Origin of the sequence: Brevibacterium antiquum (assembly GCF_016107655.1) — a bacterium.
In the GTDB taxonomy this organism is placed as follows: domain Bacteria; phylum Actinomycetota; class Actinomycetes; order Actinomycetales; family Brevibacteriaceae; genus Brevibacterium; species Brevibacterium antiquum.
Genome location: NZ_JABASX010000016.1, coordinates 1 through 18365 on the forward strand (window position 1 = coordinate 1; position 18365 = coordinate 18365).

Genomic DNA, 18365 nt, shown 5'->3' on the forward strand with positions numbered 1-18365 from the left:
TCTCGAAGAACTCGTTTTCTGCGGGGCAACGAGATACAACTCTAGACCAGGCCAGGACGCTCGTGCAACTCGAAACCGGAAAACTGGGCGTGACGCCCGTCACCAGGACTATTGCGGGAGCCTCGGGCCCCGGAATACCGGGGATCGGTGCGATCAGAACCTCGCCGATGCTTGGTTCTGCCGGTGTTACGGTCGCTTCATGTCTGCGGAAAATGTTTCTCCTCGTCCCGACCACGGCTCAGCACCGATAGCTGTCATCGCCGGAGCCTCCGGCTTCATCGGCAGATCGCTCCTTGCTCCCCTTCGGGCCTGGGGTTACCAGGTGCGCACCATCGGGCGGGCCGCATCCTCGGGCACACATGTCTCCTGGGACGATCCGGCAGGAATCGCTGCCATGATCGATGGCGCCGATCTGCTCATCAACTTCGCCGGCCGCAGCGTAGGGTGTCGATACAACGATCGCAACCGGCAGGAGGTCTGGGACTCACGAGTGACGACGACTCGGACCTTGAACAATGCGGTCAGGGCCGCCTCGGCGCCACCGCGTCTGTGGATCAACTCGAGCACGGCCACTGTCTACCGTCATGCCATGGACCGGCCGCAGACCGAGACCGACGGGGACATCGGTGAGGGCTTCTCGGTTGATGTGGCCAAAGGCTGGGAGCGAGAATTCTTCCGTGGTGATCTCCTCCAGACCAGGCGGGTCGCTTTGCGGATGGCGATCGTGCTCGGGGACGGCGCGGCGTTGAACATGCTCGCGACCGCAGCCAGATCCGGCGCCGGCGGTCCCCAGCTGGAAGGGCGCTGGTTCGGCCACACTCGCTACCGCGGCATCGGACCCGAGGCGTCAGGACCTGAGGTCTGGCGAGGACATCCGCTCAGTCATGGGAAGCAGAGGTTCAGCTGGGTGCACATCGACGATGTTGTGCGTGCGATCCGTTTCATCGATGCCCACGAGGAGATCACCGGTCCTATCAACGTCTCGAGTCCCGGCGTCTCGGACAACACCTCGCTGATGGCTGCCCTGAGACGAGCCGTCCGGATGCCGATCGGCATTCCGGCACCACGCTGGCTCTTGGAAATCGGGATGATCGTCCTCCGACAGGAATCGGAGCTGGTGCTCAAGAGCCGCTGGGTGCTGCCCAAGCGGCTGGAGCAGGCAGGGTTCGAGTTCAGGTGGACGGATATCGGTGCGGCCACGAAGAGCCTGCTTCAGTAGAAGCTGCACCACACGGATCCGGCACGGACGGCGTCAGCCGGCGGTCACCTCGGCGGGGATACCGGCCTGCACACAATCGGGGCAGTAGGGCTGACGGTTCTTCTCCGTGCAGTCCTCACAGCGCAGGTACTGCTCACGGCAGTCCAGGTTCGCGCAGTTGACGAAGTTCGGGGTTGCCTTCTCACACGCGACGCAGTGACCGATCGATTCGGCTCCTTCGCCGAACTCCACGTGCATGCGCTTATCGAAGACGTAGAGGGAACCGTCCCAGTACCCGGTGTTGCCGAAGGTCTCTCCATAGCGGACGATGCCGCCGTCGAGCTGGTAGACCTCTTCGAAGCCACGGTTCTTCATCAGCACGGACAGGACCTCGCAGCGGATGCCGCCGGTGCAGTAGGTGACGACCGGTTTGTCCTTGAGGTCGTCGTACTTGCCCGATTCGATCTCGGCGATGAAGTCCTTGGTGGTGTCCGTCTCGGGCACGATCGCATCGCGGAACTTCCCGATCTGAGCCTCCATCGCATTGCGACCGTCGAAGAAGACGACATCATCGCCGCGTTCGTCGAGGAGTTTGTGCAGGGCTCCCGGTTTGAGATGCTCGCCGCCGCCTTCGACTCCACTCTCGGTCACGGTGATCTCGTCGTCGGTGCCGAAGGTCACGAGCTCGGGTCGGACCTTGACGCTCAGGCGGGGGAAATCGTCTCCTTCGCCGTTGGACCATTTGATGTCGGCCTTCTTGAACGGTTCATAGGATCGCGTCGCCCGCACATACTGTTTGACGTCGAAGATGTCACCGCCGATGGTGGCGTTGATGCCGTCCTTCGACACGATCACGCGCCCCTTGAGGCCGAGACTCTCGGCCAGAGTATGTTGCCACAGCTTGACTGCCTCTGGGTCCGCCAAGGGGGTGAAGACGTAGAACAAGACGATTTTGGGAGTTGCCATGGCCCATATTCTAGTGGTCGAGACCTCGGGTGGTACCCGCATGTGGCGCAGACTACTGGTCGCCTCGATCACATCATCCACTCATCGATGAGACCGGTTTCTTCCCCTCCCCCGCACCACGGCTAAGATTGGCCCTGATGCCGTGTCGTATGAAAGGGCCGTTAAGAGGACATGTCGAGTAACCTCAACTCTGCGAATTCCACGCAGGTCGAATCCCAGCAGATCGAAACCGATCAGGCCGCCTCCAAGAAGGTCAAGGAGACCGTCGAGTTCGCTGCTGCGAATCCCGACGTGGACCAGCCCTATGCCGACCTCGGACTGAAGGCCGACGAGTACGCGCAGATCCGCGAGATCCTGGGACGTCGCCCCACCTCGGCGGAGTTGGCGATGTACTCGGTCATGTGGTCCGAGCACTGCTCCTACAAGTCCTCGAAGGTCCACCTGTCGAAGTTCGGCGACAAGGTCACCGAGGACATGAAGAAGCACCTGCTCGTGGGCATCGGCGAGAACGCCGGCGTCGTCGACATCGGCGACGGCTGGGCCGTGACCTTCAAGGTCGAGTCCCACAACCACCCCAGCTACGTCGAGCCCCACCAGGGTGCTGCCACCGGCGTAGGCGGAATCGTGCGCGACATCATCTCGATGGGCGCGCGCCCCGTGGCCGTGATGGATCAGCTGCGCTTCGGAGCCATCGACCACCCCGACACCTCTCGCGTGCTCCACGGAGTCGTCTCAGGAATCAGCAACTACGGCAACTCCCTCGGTCTGCCCAACATCGGCGGCGAGACCGTCTTCGACTCCGTCTACCAGGGAAACCCCCTGGTCAACGCCCTCGCAGTCGGCGTCATGCGCCACGAGGACATCCGTCTGGCCAATGCTTCGGGCAAGGGCAACAAGGTCATCCTCTTCGGTGCCCGCACCGGTGGCGACGGCATCGGCGGAGCCTCGATCCTCGCCTCGGAGTCCTTCGACGACACCAAACCTTCGAAGCGTCCAGCTGTGCAGGTCGGCGACCCCTTCGCAGAGAAGGTCCTCATCGAATGCTGCCTCGAACTCTTCCACGCAGGCGTTGTCGAAGGCATCCAGGACCTCGGTGCTGCCGGCATCAGCTGCGCCACCTCCGAGCTGGCCTCGAACGGCGACGGCGGTATGCACATCGCCCTCGACGACGTACTGCTGCGCGATGAGACTCTGACCCCTGAGGAGATCCTCATGTCGGAGTCCCAGGAGCGGATGATGGCCGTTGTCACCCCCGAACGCCTCGACGACTTCCTGGCGATCGTGGGTAAATGGGACGTCGAAACCTCCGTCCTCGGCGAGGTCACCGACTCCGAACGCCTCATCATCGAATGGCACGGAGACGTCATCGTCGATGTGCCGCCTCGCTCGGTCGCCCACGACGGCCCCGTCTACGAACGTCCGATGGCCGAGCCATCATGGACTGCCGAGGTCGCGGCGAACACCGTGGAATCCGCTGGACTGGTCAAGCCCGAGGGCGACGAGCAGCTGCGCGCGACCGTCCTCCAGCTCGCAGGCGCACCGAACCTGGCGTCGAAGAACTGGATCACCTCCCAGTACGACAAATACGTGCAGGGCAACACCGCCCAGGCGTTCCCCGACGATGCGGGAGTCATTCGCGTCGACGAGGAGTCCGGCCTCGGCGTGGCCATCGCCACCGACGCCAACGGTCGCTACTGCTACCTCGATCCGGCCCGCGGCGCAGCGCTGGCGCTGGCCGAGGCCTACCGCAACGTCACCACCGCCGGGGCCATCCCGCGCGCCGTCACTGACTGCCTCAACTTCGGCTCCCCCGAGGATCCTGAGATCATGTGGCAGTTCGCGGCCGCAGTCGAGGGCCTCGCCGAGGCGTGCCAGGACCTGGGCATTCCCGTGACCGGCGGCAACGTCTCCCTCTACAACCAGACCGGTGGCGTAGCCATCCACCCGACCCCAGTCGTCGGTGTCCTCGGCGTCTTCGACGACGTCACCCGCGCCACACCCAGCGGCTGGAAGGAACCGGGCCAGACCATCTACCTGCTCGGAACGACCGAAGCCGAACTCGACGGTTCGGCGTGGGCCGACGTGACTGCCGGCCACCTCGGCGGAGTGCCTCCGCAGTACAAGCCGGGCACGGAGAAGGAACTCGGTGAGATCCTCATCAACTCCTCGCGTGACGGCATGATCGATGCCGCGCACGACCTGTCAGAGGGCGGTCTGTCGCAGGCACTCATCGAATCCTGCCTGCGCTTCGGCACCGGTGCCCGCATCTGGCTCGACGAGGTGTGCGAACGCGACGACATCGACGTGTTCACCGCTCTGTTCTCCGAGTCCACCGCGCGAGCGATCGTGGCCGTGCCGCGGTCCGAAGAGGTCCGCTTCAAGGACATGTGCACCGCCAGGCATTTCCCGTTCATCCGCATCGGGATGACCGACACCGGCGACGAGGCACCTGTCCTCGAGGTCGTCGATCACTTCGAGATCGGACTCGACGAGCTGCGCGAGACTCACGAGGGGACGCTGCCGAAGCACTTCGGCTGAGCCGGACCGGTCGCCAGGGTCAGCAGCAACCTCGGCGAACTCTACGGAACCCGCCTGCTCGTCACTGCCTCGGCGATCGAGCGTGCACTGGCCTCGGCATAGCGATCCGATGTTCCGCCACCCGGCCGAGCCCGTGCAGCAGTCCCAGGCCGCCAAATGACACACTCAGCAAGACGAACTGTGTGAGGACCATTGACGTCGCGAACGAGGAACCGAGCGAGTTCATCGCCCATTCGACGAAGGAGACGACGAGTCCCGTGCACATCGCATAGCCGGCGGCTACGAGGTGCGTCCACCAGGCTCGGTTTCGTGCGAGGTTCCAGGCGATGAGCAGTCCGGCCAGCACGACGCCGCCGTGGAAGGTCCAGATGATGCTCTGGATGTTCATCGCCAGATCGACGCTGCCGACAACACGGTTCACGATGATCGGCAGCAGATGAGGCACGGCGAATGCGTAGATGCTGCTGACAATGAGCAGCCCCATCCCGAATAGTCGCATGGTCATCGGACTGGCTTTCACGATGAGCAGCGCGACGACGCCGAGGACGAGTTCAAGGAGCGCGACCACAACGGTCACGGCCGGATACAGGGTGAAGAATTCGGGGCGCGCTCCTTCGATCATCATCGGCATCAACACGAATTCCGGCAATGAGCCGATGGTTATGGCAGCCCAGAACAGGATTCGCGCCGTCCACCCTGGACCGGCTGCGCGTGCGTATCCTCCCGGGGAAGCCTGCTGGCTCATGTCATCACTGTAGGTCCGTGAAGGCGAGGACCGCATCCTTTCGAGCAGGTGAAAGCCGCAGCACGTGACCCAACATGACAAACCCCTCGCATGCGGGACCGCTTATGTGATTGCCTGAGGGAGAACGCTGCGGCTGAATTGCCGCCGAACAACCAGAGGAGTCACCCAGATGGCCACGATCCGCACCTCGCACGCAGGATCCTTACCCCGCACCCCCGAACTCATCGAAGCCAACAAGGTCAAGCAGGCTCAGAACCACGCTCGCCTCGCCGGTGAAACCGTCTCCGACGCTCAGACGCAGGAATTCGACGAGCTCCTCGCGGCCAGCGTGGCCGACCTCGTCAAGCGCCAGAAGGATCTCGGCATCTCGAACCCCAACGACGGGGAGTACGGCCATTCGATGGCCGCGGACTTCGACTACGGCGCCTGGTGGCACTACTCCTTCGCCCGCACCGGCGGACTCGAACTCGACAATGTCGACAAGTGGGATGCCCCGGCGGTTCGCTCCGAGCCGGGCAAGCCGGTGCTGACCAGCTTCGGCGACCGTCGCGACCGCAACCTCTTCCCCGGCGTCTACGGCGATGCCAACGCCGGCACCGACACCGGCCACCAGCCGCAGTTCCCCAAGGCCACCAGCGCCATCAGCTACGTGGGCCAGGACCAGGTCGCCAGCGACATCGCCAACCTCAAGGCCGGCCTCGCAGCCGCCGGATACGGTGAGCGCGACGGCTACATCAACGCCCTGTCCCCCGGTTCGGCCTCACGCATCGCCAATGAGTACTACAAGACCGATGAGGAGTTCATCTGGGCGTGGGCCGATGTGCTGCGTGAGGAATACCTCGCCATCACCGAGGCAGGTCTGACCGTTCAGATCGACGATCCTTCCCTGGCCGAGAACTTCGACCAGATCAACCCGGAACCGTCCTTCGCCGACTACCGGTCCTTCATTCAGGTCCGCATCGATGCACTCAACCACGCACTGCGCGGCATTGATCCGGCCCAGGTCCGCATCCACACCTGCTGGGGTTCCTGGCACGGTCCGCACGTGACGGATCTGCCGTTCAAGGAGATCGTCGACCAGGTGCTCACGCTCAATGCCGCGGGCATCACCTTCGAGGCGGCCAACGTCCGCCACGAACACGAATGGCGGATCTGGGAGGACACGAAGCTGCCCGAGGGCAAGTACCTCATCCCGGGCATCGTCTCCCACTCCACGAATGTCGTCGAGCATCCCGAACTCGTCGCCGATCGCATCGAACGTTTCGCGAAGCTCGTCGGTCCCGACAATGTCATGGCCTCGACGGACTGCGGCCTGGGCGGACGCGTCCACCCTGAGATCGCTATTGCGAAGCTGCAGTCGCTGACCGCCGGAGCCGAGATCGCCGGAAAGCGTCTCTGAAACCTTTCGCCCACTTCACGCTCCGCTGCCGAGTTCCTCCTCGAGGCAGTCGGACAGCGTGGGGTGGGCGAACTGGTATCCGGTCTCTTCCAGCTTCTCCGGACGCACCTTCTGGTCGGCCAGGGCGAGTTCCTTGGCTCCGTCGGCCCCGAGCACCAGCTCGGTGACGAAACCGGGCGTGGGGATGCGGGCCGGGCGGTGCAGGTGGGCGGCGAGCGCCTCGGCGAACTCCTGCTGCGAGATCATGTCCGGGGCCACCGCGTTGACGGGTCCGCGGACATAGTCGGTGAGCACCGCATGAACATATGATCTGGCCAGATCGTCGAGGGAGACCCAGGCCAGCCCCTGTTCACCGCTGCCCAAGCGCCCTCCGGCGCCAGCCAGGTACAGAGGCGTCTGGAGCTTGAGGAATCCACTCAGTGAGGTCAGCGCAATGCCAGATCGGATCGAGACCCGGCGGATGCCCAGCTCTTCGACACGGGCGGCCGCGGCTTCCCATTCCTGGCACACCTCGGCGAGGAATCCGTCCCCGGCCGGAGCGGTCTCGTCCACCGGCTCTTCAGCGTGGGATCCGTAGATCCCGACGGCGGAGGCGCAGACGAAGACTTCGGGTCGTTTCGCCTCGGGCAAGGTGCGCATCGTCTCCGCCAGCAGGGTCGTCGAGTCGATGCGTGAGGAACGGATCTCCTCTTTCGCCTTCTTCGTGAACCGGGTGGCGATGGTGCGCCCGCCGAGGTGGACGACCGCATCCGCCCAGGCCAGGTCGCGCGGGTTGATGATTCCCAGTCCGGGATTCCAGTGAGATTCGTATTCGACCTTCGGAGTGCGACGCACGAGCAGACGCACGAAATGTCCTGCGGTGGAGAAGAGTGCCGCGACCTGCCGGCCGACGAGTCCGCTGCCGCCGGCGATGAGGATGCGTTTGCCCTTCTTGCGTGCCAGCAGTGGTGCGTTCATGCGTTCGAGAAACTTGATGTCCATGAGCATGCGCTGTTGTCTGGCCTCGAAAGTCGCTTCCAAGTTGTGGATGAGGCTGCGGTCGATCGAGTCGAAGCCCGCCGGTGCCATCGAGAACTCGATGTGGTCGTCGATCTTGGTTCCCCCGGCGACTGAGGAGAATTCGTGGGTGTGCTTCCACTGGCTCAGTGGGCCCTTCTTGAGCTCATCGACGAACGAGAACCGGGAGGGGCCCTCGGAATGCACCGAACTGAATGGTCGTCGCACGAGGCCATAGCTGCCGGGCACACTGGTCTTGACCTGGGCCACCGACCCGGGCGCGAGCGGAGGGTAGCTCTCCTCGACGATCTCTTGCGCCCAGTGCGGGGACAGCCTGGTCAGTGCTCCGGGCTGTGCGTGCCACAGATACGTCGTCTCCGCGGCCAGCGGGACTTCAGATGTCCACTCGAAATTGGTCATGACATCCCTCCTACTCCAGATGATGCCACCGGAGTCTGAGAGTGTGACCTGCAACTCGCCCAACCCTGAGTGAATTATTCCTGCCGAGGTGGAGGTCGGCTCGAGCCGGGGATCCGCCACTCCCTCGTCTCGATCTCGTCTCGATCTCGTCTCGATCTCGACTCGATCTCACCGAAAGACGACCGCAGCGTCGAAAGCAGAGGGTATACAGTCTGCTCTCGACGCTGCGATCTGCGCGCGATGAAACGTCACGGCTGGTGCGTGAGGCTCAGGCCCCGCAGGGCCCATGCCCGTCCTCAGGCGGTGGTGTCGGGGATCTTTCCGAACCTGAACGCGGTCCAGAAGTCTCCGCGAACGTAGCCGTTCTCGGGTTCCGGATCGTAGTCCCAGTGCCGGACCGTGCCGATCTTGAGCGCATCGGCGACGAGCTGGCGGCTCGACTGACTGCCCAGCACATGCTCCTCAAGATGTTCGAGGTCATAGCGCGAATCGAGCTCGGCTCGCATCGTGGCCACGAGCTCCGCATATCCGGCGTCGCCGGCACGGTTGACCAGCTCGTCCGGATCCGTTTCGAGGTCGAAGAGCAGCTCCGGATCTCCCGGGCAGATCGTCAGCTTGTACTGTCCGCGGATGAGCGTCACCTGCGGTCGGTATGTGCCCTCGGCGAAGTACTCGATGATGACGTCACGATCGGCAGGTTCCGTCTCCCCTGCGGCTTCCCGCCGAGCCGACTCGAACAGAGAGACACCTGTCGCATCGGGGTCCGAGGTTCCTGCCAGCTCCAGCAGAGTCGGCATCAGGTCGACGAGGCTGACGGGGTTGGCATACCGACCCGGCGTGACCGCCTCGGCGGGGCCGTTGATGATGAGCGGGACACGGGAGGACTGCTCGTACGGGGACATCTTGTACCACAGGCCCTTCTCCCCCAGCATGTCTCCATGGTCGCTGGTGACGATGATGACCGTGTTGTTCTCCAGGTCGAGCTCGCGCAGACGCTGGCGGATCTTGCCGATGTGATCGTCGATGTAGCTCACCGCCGCATAGTAGGCGCGGCGGGCCCGACGGATGTCCTCGGTTCCCGGCTCCCGTTTGTCCAGACCGCTCATCGTGCGCAGTCGGTGGCTGTGCGGGTCCTCGGCGATGTCGGGGACCTCGGGGTGGGCTGGGTCCGGGATGTCCACCTCGGCGAATCTGTCCCAGTGCTCCCGCGGCGGCTCGTACGGATCGTGCGGGTGGATGAACGAGGTGACCATGAGGAACGGCTGGTTCTCACCGGCGGCCTGGTTGGCGCGGACCCGGCCGTTGAGGTGACGCAGGGTCCGGAAGATCACCTCGTCGTCGAAGTCCTGCTGGACGTTCGCCTTCGCGGCACCGGCGGTGAACACGGGATCGGCTTCGTGATACCACTGGAGCTTCTGGTCGAGGGGACGCTGCCAGTCGGGAACCATGTCGAGGTCGGCCGGGTAGACGTCGCTCGTCAGGCGCTCTTCGAACCCGTGGTGCTGGTCGGGACCGATGAAGTGCATCCGCCCGATGAGCGCGGTGTGGTACCCGAGCTTGCGCAGGCGGTGGGCGAACGTCGGCACCGAGGCGGCGAAGTCGTCGCCGTTGTCGAGGCAGTCGATGTCGGAGGGCATCCGACCGGTCATCATCGACGCTCGCGAGGGTGAGCACAGCGGGGTGTTGCAGTAGGCGCGATCGAAGACCGCTCCGTCCTCGGCCAATGAGTCCATGTTCGGGGTCAGCGCGGCGGTGTCCCCATAGGCGCCCAGTGCCTGTGCGGCCATCTGGTCGGCCTGGATCACTACGATGTTCGGCGGTTGCATATGCTTGGTCACGTCCTTTCTCAAAAACGTATGGTCTGCTTGTGAAAGCATGGTCTGCGAAGTCAGCTGCGTTGAAGACCTGCGCAGGTGTGGCAGTTGGAACAGATTCTTGTGAATCCGGTTCTCAGATGTGGATTGAAGGTGGCGACATTGGCCTCATGCTGTGGCCCGGCACGGAACTCGCCCGTCGGAGCGAGCCAGGGCAGTCCTGGGTCCGCCGAGGTGGGTGTTGAGGAAGAAGAATCCCCCGCCGAGGTGCGAATGTCGAGCCGGGAATCGACCACCGTGTCCGCTCCCGATCGGCAGCTGCTGACCGAGCTCGCGGCGCTGGCCCCGCAGGATCTGGCGATGATCGGTCTCAGCGGCGGCACATTCCTCATGGGCAGCGAGGACCCGCTGGCCTATCCCGAGGACGGTGAAGGCCCGGTCCGCGAAGTCGGCGTCGAGGGTTTCGCCATCGGCGCGACGACCGTCACAGTCGCAGAATTCGCCGCGTTCGTTGCAGCGACGGGTCATCGCACTGATGCCGAAACTCATGGTGACTCCTTGGTCTTCACCGGCCTGGTGGCCGAAGGTCTGGCCGAGACCTCTCCCTCTGTGCAGGCTACCCCCTGGTGGCGTCAGGTCACAGGGGCTTCCTGGCTCCACCCCGGCGGACCCGGGCCGACCGGTGCGGCAGGTGCGGCGGGTGTTCCGGGCTCGAGTCTCGAAGGTTCGACTCTCGAACAGTGGGCCAGGCATCCGGTCACCCATGTCTCCCACACCGACGCCGAGGCCTATGCGCAGTGGGTGGGTGCCCGGCTGCCGACCGAAGCCGAGTGGGAGTTCGCCTCCCGCGGCGGCCTTGAGCAGCAGCCCTTTCCCTGGGGTGCGGTGCGCGAACCCGACGGCCTGGCCCGCATGAACACCTTCGCCGGTGTCTTCCCCAGCGGACCGACGGCGCCGGTCGGCACCGTTCCCGCCGACGCGTTTCCTCCCAACGGCTTCGGTCTGCACAACACGACCGGAAACGTATGGGAGTGGACGAGCAGTCACTTCAGCGACCACGACCAGCGCCCGGTGCTGCGTGGCGGGTCCTATATGTGCCATGACTCGTACTGCCGCAGGTACCGGACCTCGGCACGCTCGGCCGCGACACCGGACACTTCACTCGGTCACACGGGATTCCGTCTTGCCCTCGACCTCTGAACTCGCCGAGATGGTGTCGGACTTCGCGTCCGCCTCGGCGGTGGTGGTTTCGGAGCCATCCACCTCGGCGTCACCTTCCTCCGGCGTCCACCCATCGGCCCACTGCCCGGTTTCGTAGTCGTAGCCGACCGGTTCGCCGTCGGCATTGGTGCGCTGGTACCAATCGGTGTAGTCCCCATGCTCGGAGTCGATGCCGCCGTTGGCTCCATCACCCGGTTCGGTCTGCACGACCTGGAGGGCGAAGTCGTCACCGAATCGGTCGGCACCTTCGACTACCGCATTGTCCACAGCGTTCTGCGCGTACTGACGCCGCAATGCCAGCGGGTCGGTGCGCAGTTCTTTGAACCAGGCAATGATGATGAACAGCATGACGACGGCGAACGGCACTGCGGTGACGATGACGAGCTGCTGCAGACCTTCCAGTGCATTGGCATTTCCCAGCAGCAGCATGACCACCGCGATGCCGGACATCACGAGACCCCAGAAGACCACAACCCATTTCCTGGGTTCCTGGTCGCCGCGACTCGTGAGCATTCCCATCACGATCGAAGCGGAGTCCGCAGAGGTGATGAAGAAGATGGCGAGTACGACGATCGCGACGAAGGGCAGCCACTCGACGTAGGGCAGATTGTCGATGAGGGTGAAGAACACTTCGGGGGCGGCCATGCTGTCGGTGAATCCGGCCGCGCCTTCCCGGTACATCCAGATCGACGTTCCGCCCATGATGCCGTAGGCCACGAAGAGAAGCGTCGAGGGAATGAAGATCGTGCCCAGGATGAACTGCCGAATGCTGCGCCCGCGCGAGATGCGGGCGATGAATGTGCCGACGAACGGCGACCAGGAGATCCACCATGCCCAGTAGTAGACCGTCCACACGGATTGGAACTCCTGTGTCTCCGATCCCCAGGACAGTGACTTGCCCATCATGTCGAAGAGCGAGCCGAAGTATTCCATCAGCGCCGAGGGGAGAAGGTTGAGCAGGAACAGTGTCGGTCCGAGGAAGAGCACGAGGCCCACGATTCCTACGGTGAGGATGATGTTGATGCTCGACAGGTAACGGATGCCCTTTGAGACACCAGAGACTGCGGAGATGATGAAGCCGAGAGTGAGGACACAGATGATGACGACGAGCATGTTGTTCGTCATCTCACCGACGCCGCTGACGATGCTGACGCCGGAACCGATCTGCATCGCAGCGATGCCCAATGCCGCCGCGGTGCCGAACAGGGTCGCTACGATCGCGAAGATGTCGACGAGCTTCCCTGCGAAGCCCTCGGTGTGGCGCTTGCCGAAGAGAGTCTGGAAGATCGAGGACAGGAGCAGAGAGCGACCGCGCCGGTAGGCAGCATAGGCGATCGCACCGCCGACGAGAGCGTACATTGCCCACGCATGGAAGCCCCAGTGGAAGTATGTCTGGGCCATGGCGCCGTGCAGTGCCTCGGTGGTTTCCGGAGCGTTCGTCATCGGCGGCGGGGACACGAAGTAGGTGAGCGGCTCCGATGGTCCGAAGAAGAGCACGCCGATCCCGATGCCGGCGGCGAAGAGCATCGCCACCCACGAGAAGGTGCTGAACTCGGCCTTCTCATCGTCCTTGCCCAGCGGAATCTTGCCGTAGGGGGAGAACGCGAGAATGATCAGCGCGACGAGAACGATGATCGCCACGAGGTTGAAGAACCAGCCGACGTTCATCGTCGACCAGTCATAGGCGGCTGTGGCCACCGTGGAGACGCCGTCCGAATCGACGATGCCCCAGATCACGAAGGCAACGGTGAGAGTGCCGGCGACGGCGAAGATGATCTTGTCAAGGGAGTAGCGGCGACGCTGTTCGTCGATCGCGATTCCCGGGACCAGGATCGGGTGGGTGTTGTGCGGGTACTGGGTGTTGTTCTCCGGCTCATTCTCGGCAGGATGCCTGGGGCGACTGTAGTCGAGTTTGCCCAAGCCCTTCCCTGTCTCGCGGCTCACTCGTCGGGCATCGGCCTTGAGCTTCTCGCGGGAAGCCTTGCGCTCGGGGCGCAGGGAGCCGGAACCGTCAGTGCCGAGGGTCGGTGCGGTGGTCGCCGAGGTGTCGGCACCTGTTGCCGAAGTGTCGGTTCCCGTAGTATCAGCGTCGGTTCCCGTAGGTCTGGATGTGTCTGGGGTGGAGTCATCGGACATGCAGCGATGGCCCTTTCTCAATCGTCGAGGAAACGGATGATCGAAAGTTGCCAGAGTTGTCTATGGCTCTGAACCGCACCACCCGATTGCTGCGCCCTCCCAGGAATCATTGGCGAAACCGGCAGTGGGATGGGGTGCTGTGCGTGTGGCAGAAAGGGTCCGGGCACAGAGGTCTGCCCTGAAGATACCAGTCTGTGCCATAGCTTCGGACCCTAACAGCTTCCTGAGAGCTTCTCAAAGGAATCCTGCCATCTTGCTGCGGCGCCCCACACAATCGCACGAAGGTTCGTGCCGCTCCGGGTCAGTCGGTGAGGAAACGCTGCTCGACGAGATCCACGATCTCCTCGCTCGCGGCAACGGCGTCGTATCCAGGGTCCTCGAGTGCCTCGCCGACGACAGCGTCAATGGCTCCGCCGATGATGAGTGCAGCAGTCCGCGAATCGGACGGACCTTTCACTCCGCGCGCTTCGCGTGCCGATTTGAGGAGCTCAGCCACAGGCTTCCACCTTGCGGAGCTGTCTGTTCCTGCCTCGCCGTGGATCAGTGCTTCGACGCTCAGTCGGGAGTGACTGCGATGGCTGACGAAATAGGCGACTATGGATCGCACATAGACACTCGGCCTCTCGGCCACCTCGGCGGAGGCAACAGCTTCTCCGACCGATTCGACCATAGCGTCGAGCACATGCTGATAGGCGCCACGGACAAGAGTGGCCTTGTCGGTGAAGTGATACAGGACAGTCGGCTTGGTCACCCCTGCACTATCAGCGATCTGAGACAGTGACACACCGGAGAATCCGTGCTCGGCGAGCAGCTCGATCGTGACGTCGATGATCTGTGCGCGCCGTGCTCGCTGTGTGAAGGTCAACTGCCGATCCTGCTCTTCATCCTTCGTGGAGTCTTGTCCCATACCGCGATCATACTCTACGGTTGATTCACTGACCGATCGGTAGAGGAGTGCTGATGACGGATCACGATATCCAAACCCCCAGACGCCGAATGCTGCGCCCACGGGTGCTCGTGCCGATAGCCTCGGCCATTGTTGCCGCGGTTGCCATCGGCTACTTCCTCCGGGCTCCCTCGCCCGTCGGCCACTGGGACAGCGCCGAGGGAGAGGCAGAATTCGACTCCGCCTACAACGCAGCTTTCGCCAGCATGCCGAAGCCTGCAGACACCATGGACATACGCACCGACTTCGGATTCGTCCGGGTCTATCGCTTCGAAGGAACCGGCGACGCCGCGCCGATGATGCTGCTCCCCGGAACCGCCTCGTCGACTCCGGTCTGGGCAGACAACATGCCGTCTCTGCTCCGGATCGCCGATGTCTACACCCTCGATCTCCTCGGTGAACCGGGTCGGAGCGTGCAGAGTGCGCCGATCACCGATACCGAAGATGAGACCGCTTGGCTCGCTGAGACGATCGCTGCGCTTCCAGAGGATTCGGTGAACCTGGTCGGGCTCTCGCTCGGGGGATGGACGGCGGCCAATCTCGCCATCCGTCATCCGCAGCATGTGCGGACTCTGACCCTCATCGATCCCGTACAGACCTTTGACGGCATACCAGTGGAGACGATCCTTCGTGCGATCCCCGCAACGGTTCCGTGGATGCCCAAGGCCGGACGGGATGCGTTCAATTCGTACACGGCCGGCGGCATCGAGGTCGAGGATGTCCCGGTAGCCGACATGATCGCGTCCGGGATGCATCATTACGCCATGAAGAAGCCCCAGCCGTCCCGGATCACCGAGGGACAGCTGTCGGACCTGTCGATGCCGGTGCTCGCGATCATTGCGGGACGCTCGGTCATGCATGACCCGCAAACTGCCTCGGCCACGGCAAGGCGAACCCTGGGTACTGGCGCGGTGCATGTCTATGAAGACGCCTCACACGCTGTCACCGGAGAATACCCAGAAGAAGTCGCAGCCGACATCGAGGAATTCATCACTCGACGGTGACCGGCGGCAGGTCAGTTCAGCAGCGCCCGGTCCCCCAGTGTCGCGCCCTTGAGTTTAGAGAACTCGCCCAGCAGAGTCTTCACCGTCAGCGTCTTCTTCTCTTCGGCCGAAGCCTGGTAGATGATTTCGCCTTCGTGCATCATGATGAGTCGGTTGCCCAGCGCGATCGCCTGCTCCATGTTGTGCGTGACCATGAGCGTGGTCAGCCCGTCATTCGACACGATCTTCTGCGTCAGGTCCGTCACGAGTGCCGCACGCTGGGGGTCGAGTGCCGCCGTGTGCTCGTCGAGGAGCAGGATGCGAGGCTGGGTGAATCCGGCCATGAGCAGGCTCAGCGCTTGGCGCTGTCCACCGGAGAGCAGGCCCACCTTGGTCTTCAACCGGCTCTCCAGGCCGAGTTCCAAAGTGGCAAGCTCATCGCTGAACAGGTCCCGCCTCGCCGAGGTGGTTCCTCGTCCCAGCCCACGTGCCTTTCCGCGTTTGAGTGCCAGTGACAGGTTCTGTTCGATCGTGAGGTCCGGTGCGGTGCCGGCCATCGGGTCCTGGAATACCCGGCCCAGATATTTGGCCCGTTTGTATTCGGGCATCCGGGACACCTCGGCGCCGTCGATCGTGATCGATCCCGAGTCGATGGGCAGTCGGCCCGAGATCGTGTTGAGCAGCGTCGACTTTCCTGCGCCGTTGGAGCCGATGACGGTGACGAAATCGGATTCTTCGAGCTCGAGCGACAGATTCTGCAGAGCCTTGCGTTCGTTGACGGTGCCGGGGAAGAAGGTCTTCGAGATGGTGTCGATCTTCAGCATGTGTCTCAGTCCTCCTTCGGATCTGACGCGGCAGCGGTTCCTGTGGTCCTCGCAGACGTCCCCGCGGGGACGTCGCTGTTCCCAGCGGGGACGTCGACTGTGCCGGCGGGGACGTCGACTGTGCCGGCGGGCACTTGGGCACCCGCCTCGTTGGCAGGATCGTCGGCTGCCGCAGATCCTGACGCGGCTCGATTGCCACGCGATCTCAGCGACGGTACTCGCTTGAGGAACCCCCACCGGGGCAGCAGCAGTGCGACCACGACGAGCAGTGCAGTTGTCAGCTTCATGTCGTTGGTGTCGAGACCAGCACGCAGCGCCAGGAAGATGATGAGGCGGTAGATGACCGAGCCCATGAGAGCTCCGAGACTGGCCATGAAGATATTGCGGCTGCCGAAGACTGCCTGCCCCAGGATGACCGAGGCGAGTCCGACGAGGATGAGGCCGATGCCCATGCTGATGTCGGAGAATCCCTGGTATTGGGCGATGAGCGCGCCGCAGAGTGCGACGAAGCCGTTGGACAGGGCCAGGGTGAGCATCGTCGTGTTGTCGGTATTCACGCCGAGGCTGCGGATCATCTGTCGGTTGTTGCCGTTGGCCTGGATCGCCAGGCCCAGGTCGGTGGTGAGGAACCAGTCGATGGCGAATTTCAGAATCAGGGTGAAGATGAGGAGCACTGCGATGGAGACCCAGGTGCCCAGCCACATGTTCTCCCGCAGCGGGGTGAACACGGTCTCTTCTCGCAGGAGCGGGAGATTGGCTTTGCCCATGATCCGCAGATTGATCGACCACAGTCCGATCATTGTCAGGATTCCGGCGAGCAGGCCGTCGATGCCGCCCTTGGTGTGGAGGAGTCCGGTGATGTAGCCGGCGATGAGTCCTGCGCCGATGGCTGCCAGGGTCGCCAGGAAGGGGTTGACCCCGGCGATGATCAAGGATGCTGCGGTGGCACCACCCGTCGTGAAGCTTCCGTCGACGGTGAGGTCGGGGAAGTTGAGAACCTTGAAGGTCAAGTAGACCCCGAGCGCCATCGCTCCGTAGATGAGCCCGAGTTCCAGTGCTCCGAACATGTGTTTCCGATCAGGTGGTGATGTGAGGCGTGAGTTGGTGTCGCCGACCGATCCCGTGTCTCGGCCGGCGACGGGGGTCGATCAGTCGATGACCTTGTCGGCTTCGTCGATGATCTTCTTCGGAATCTCGACACCCTGGGCCTTGGCGGCCTTCGGGTTGACGACGAGCTCGAGATCGGAGCTGGTCTCCACCGGCATGTCGGCGGGCTTCTCACCATCTTGGAGGATCTTCAGCGCCATCCTGCCGGTCTGCTCACCCAGCTTCGTGTAGTCGATGCCGCGAGTGATCGCCGCACCCTGTTCCACCTGGCCCGCTTCAGAACCGACAAGGAGCGCCTTGTTCTTCTCAGCTGCCTGGACCATGGTCGTGACAGCGGAGACGACGTTGTTGTCAGTCGGAACATAGTAGGCGTCGACCTTGCCGAGGGAGTCCACAGCCTGCGCCAGCTCACTGGAGTTGGCGATCGTGGCTTCCTTGATCTCGACACCCATGTCCTTCGCGGCCTTCTTCGCGAGTTTGACCTGCACCTCCGAGTTGACCTCGCCGGAGCTGTAGACGATGCCGACGGACTTGGCGTCAGGCTTGAGATCCTTGACCAATTGGAGCTGTTCGGCGACCGGGTTGAGGTCGGAGGTGCCGGTGACGTTGGCTCCCGGTGCATCGTCGGACTTCACGAGACCTGCTTCTTGGGCGTCGGTAACGGCGGTGAAGAGCACGGGAACGTTGGTGATAGCCTGTGCCGCTGCCTGTGCGGCAGGGGTGGCCACTGCGAGGACGAGGTCGAGGTCTTCGTTGGCAAATGTCTGCGCGATCGAGGTCGCGTTGGCCTGCTCGCCCTGAGCATTCTGTTCGTCCCATTCGACGGTGACGTCAGCATCTTCGAAGGACTTCTTGAATCCTGCGCTGGCCGCGTCGAGCGCCGGGTGCTGAACCAGCTGGGAGATGCCGATCGAGTAGGAATCGCCGCCCTCCCCGCCACCGCTGGAGCCGTCTCCGCCCGAACATGCTGACACCGCAATAACCGAACTCACCGCCACAATCGCTGTGGCCAGATGCCTGAGACGCATACTTCTCCCCTTTGAAAAAACCGGTCCACCTGCGCAGAACCGGG

At 63.4% G+C, this 18365-nt stretch carries 14 protein-coding genes; 5 read left to right on the top strand and 9 right to left on the bottom strand.

Going from position 1 to position 18365, the window contains the following annotated elements; translation table 11 throughout:
* Positions 1-199: 199 nt before the first annotated feature.
* Positions 200-1219, top strand: coding sequence for an epimerase (locus JFC13_RS18845; RefSeq protein WP_198398567.1), 1020 nt, complete (start codon positions 200-202; stop codon positions 1217-1219).
* Positions 1220-1252: 33 nt separating this feature from the next.
* On the opposite strand, the gene trhO is transcribed toward JFC13_RS18845, so the two are convergent.
* Entirely contained in the window at positions 1253-2164 is a 912-nt protein-coding gene (trhO, locus tag JFC13_RS18850; protein WP_198398568.1) for an oxygen-dependent tRNA uridine(34) hydroxylase TrhO, read from the bottom strand.
* Positions 2165-2335: 171 nt separating this feature from the next.
* Here trhO and purL point away from each other — a divergent pair, with 171 nt between their 5' ends.
* Positions 2336-4702, top strand: a complete 2367-nt coding sequence (purL, locus tag JFC13_RS18855; RefSeq protein ID WP_198398569.1) for a phosphoribosylformylglycinamidine synthase subunit PurL — start codon at positions 2336-2338, stop codon at positions 4700-4702.
* A gap of 61 nt (positions 4703-4763) precedes the next feature.
* Here purL and JFC13_RS18860 read toward each other — a convergent pair whose 3' ends face one another.
* Positions 4764-5447, bottom strand: a complete 684-nt coding sequence (locus JFC13_RS18860) for a hypothetical protein (RefSeq protein WP_198398570.1) — start codon at positions 5445-5447, stop codon at positions 4764-4766.
* A 169-nt stretch (positions 5448-5616) separates the two neighbouring features.
* On the opposite strand from JFC13_RS18860, the gene JFC13_RS18865 reads away from it, so the two are divergent.
* Entirely contained in the window at positions 5617-6846 is a 1230-nt protein-coding gene (locus JFC13_RS18865) for a cobalamin-independent methionine synthase II family protein (protein ID WP_198398571.1), read from the top strand.
* Positions 6847-6861: 15 nt separating this feature from the next.
* On the opposite strand, the gene JFC13_RS18870 is transcribed toward JFC13_RS18865, so the two are convergent.
* Together JFC13_RS18870 and betC are read right to left on the bottom strand one after the other, a co-directional pair.
* Positions 6862-8262: a TIGR01777 family oxidoreductase gene (locus JFC13_RS18870; RefSeq protein ID WP_198398572.1), complete on the bottom strand. Its 1401-nt coding sequence runs from the start codon at positions 8260-8262 to the stop codon at positions 6862-6864.
* Between the two features lie 296 nt (positions 8263-8558).
* The gene (gene betC, locus JFC13_RS18875; protein ID WP_332839470.1) at positions 8559-10100 is read right to left on the bottom strand and encodes a choline-sulfatase; all 1542 of its coding nucleotides are present in this window, start codon (positions 10098-10100) and stop codon (positions 8559-8561) included.
* Between the two features lie 129 nt (positions 10101-10229).
* Between betC and JFC13_RS18880 the strand changes: the two genes are divergently transcribed.
* Positions 10230-11276: an SUMF1/EgtB/PvdO family nonheme iron enzyme gene (locus JFC13_RS18880; protein WP_332839471.1), complete on the top strand. Its 1047-nt coding sequence runs from the start codon at positions 10230-10232 to the stop codon at positions 11274-11276.
* Here JFC13_RS18880 and JFC13_RS18885 read toward each other — a convergent pair.
* A complete protein-coding gene (locus JFC13_RS18885) occupies positions 11235-13433 on the bottom strand; it encodes a BCCT family transporter (protein ID WP_198398573.1) in 2199 nt (732 codons plus the stop codon). The genes JFC13_RS18880 and JFC13_RS18885 overlap by 42 nt on opposite strands.
* A gap of 301 nt (positions 13434-13734) precedes the next feature.
* Complete coding sequence (locus JFC13_RS18890; protein ID WP_198398574.1) at positions 13735-14340, bottom strand: TetR/AcrR family transcriptional regulator; 606 nt, start codon at positions 14338-14340, stop codon at positions 13735-13737.
* 53 nt (positions 14341-14393) lie between these two features.
* Here JFC13_RS18890 and JFC13_RS18895 point away from each other — a divergent pair, with 53 nt between their 5' ends.
* The gene (locus tag JFC13_RS18895; protein WP_232488807.1) at positions 14394-15383 is read left to right on the top strand and encodes an alpha/beta fold hydrolase; all 990 of its coding nucleotides are present in this window, start codon (positions 14394-14396) and stop codon (positions 15381-15383) included.
* Positions 15384-15394: 11 nt separating this feature from the next.
* Here the strand turns inward: JFC13_RS18895 and JFC13_RS18900 are convergent, their stop codons facing one another.
* The 3 genes from JFC13_RS18900 to JFC13_RS18910 all read right to left on the bottom strand — a co-directional run bounded on the left by JFC13_RS18900 (position 15395) and on the right by JFC13_RS18910 (position 18321).
* On the bottom strand, positions 15395-16186 hold the full coding sequence (locus tag JFC13_RS18900; protein WP_198398575.1) for an ABC transporter ATP-binding protein: 792 nt from the start codon (positions 16184-16186) through the stop codon (positions 15395-15397).
* A 5-nt stretch (positions 16187-16191) separates the two neighbouring features.
* Entirely contained in the window at positions 16192-17253 is a 1062-nt protein-coding gene (locus tag JFC13_RS18905; protein ID WP_198398576.1) for an ABC transporter permease, read from the bottom strand.
* A gap of 81 nt (positions 17254-17334) precedes the next feature.
* Positions 17335-18321, bottom strand: coding sequence for an ABC transporter substrate-binding protein (locus JFC13_RS18910; protein WP_198398577.1), 987 nt, complete (start codon positions 18319-18321; stop codon positions 17335-17337).
* Between the last annotated feature and the right edge of the window lie 44 nt (positions 18322-18365).

What these genes read in the sequence shown, in the direction of transcription:
- JFC13_RS18845 (WP_198398567.1), top strand. Translation starts at nt 200, where the DNA reads ATGTCTGCGGAAAATGTTTCTCCTCGTCCCGACCACGGCTCAGCACCG.
- trhO (WP_198398568.1), bottom strand. Translation starts at nt 2,164, where the DNA reads ATGGCAACTCCCAAAATCGTCTTGTTCTACGTCTTCACCCCCTTGGCG.
- purL (WP_198398569.1), top strand. Translation starts at nt 2,336, where the DNA reads ATGTCGAGTAACCTCAACTCTGCGAATTCCACGCAGGTCGAATCCCAG.
- JFC13_RS18860 (WP_198398570.1), bottom strand. Translation starts at nt 5,447, where the DNA reads ATGAGCCAGCAGGCTTCCCCGGGAGGATACGCACGCGCAGCCGGTCCA.
- JFC13_RS18865 (WP_198398571.1), top strand. Translation starts at nt 5,617, where the DNA reads ATGGCCACGATCCGCACCTCGCACGCAGGATCCTTACCCCGCACCCCC.
- JFC13_RS18870 (WP_198398572.1), bottom strand. Translation starts at nt 8,262, where the DNA reads ATGACCAATTTCGAGTGGACATCTGAAGTCCCGCTGGCCGCGGAGACG.
- JFC13_RS18885 (WP_198398573.1), bottom strand. Translation starts at nt 13,433, where the DNA reads ATGTCCGATGACTCCACCCCAGACACATCCAGACCTACGGGAACCGAC.
- JFC13_RS18890 (WP_198398574.1), bottom strand. Translation starts at nt 14,340, where the DNA reads ATGGGACAAGACTCCACGAAGGATGAAGAGCAGGATCGGCAGTTGACC.
- JFC13_RS18895 (WP_232488807.1), top strand. Translation starts at nt 14,394, where the DNA reads ATGACGGATCACGATATCCAAACCCCCAGACGCCGAATGCTGCGCCCA.
- JFC13_RS18900 (WP_198398575.1), bottom strand. Translation starts at nt 16,186, where the DNA reads ATGCTGAAGATCGACACCATCTCGAAGACCTTCTTCCCCGGCACCGTC.
- JFC13_RS18905 (WP_198398576.1), bottom strand. Translation starts at nt 17,253, where the DNA reads ATGTTCGGAGCACTGGAACTCGGGCTCATCTACGGAGCGATGGCGCTC.
- JFC13_RS18910 (WP_198398577.1), bottom strand. Translation starts at nt 18,321, where the DNA reads ATGCGTCTCAGGCATCTGGCCACAGCGATTGTGGCGGTGAGTTCGGTT.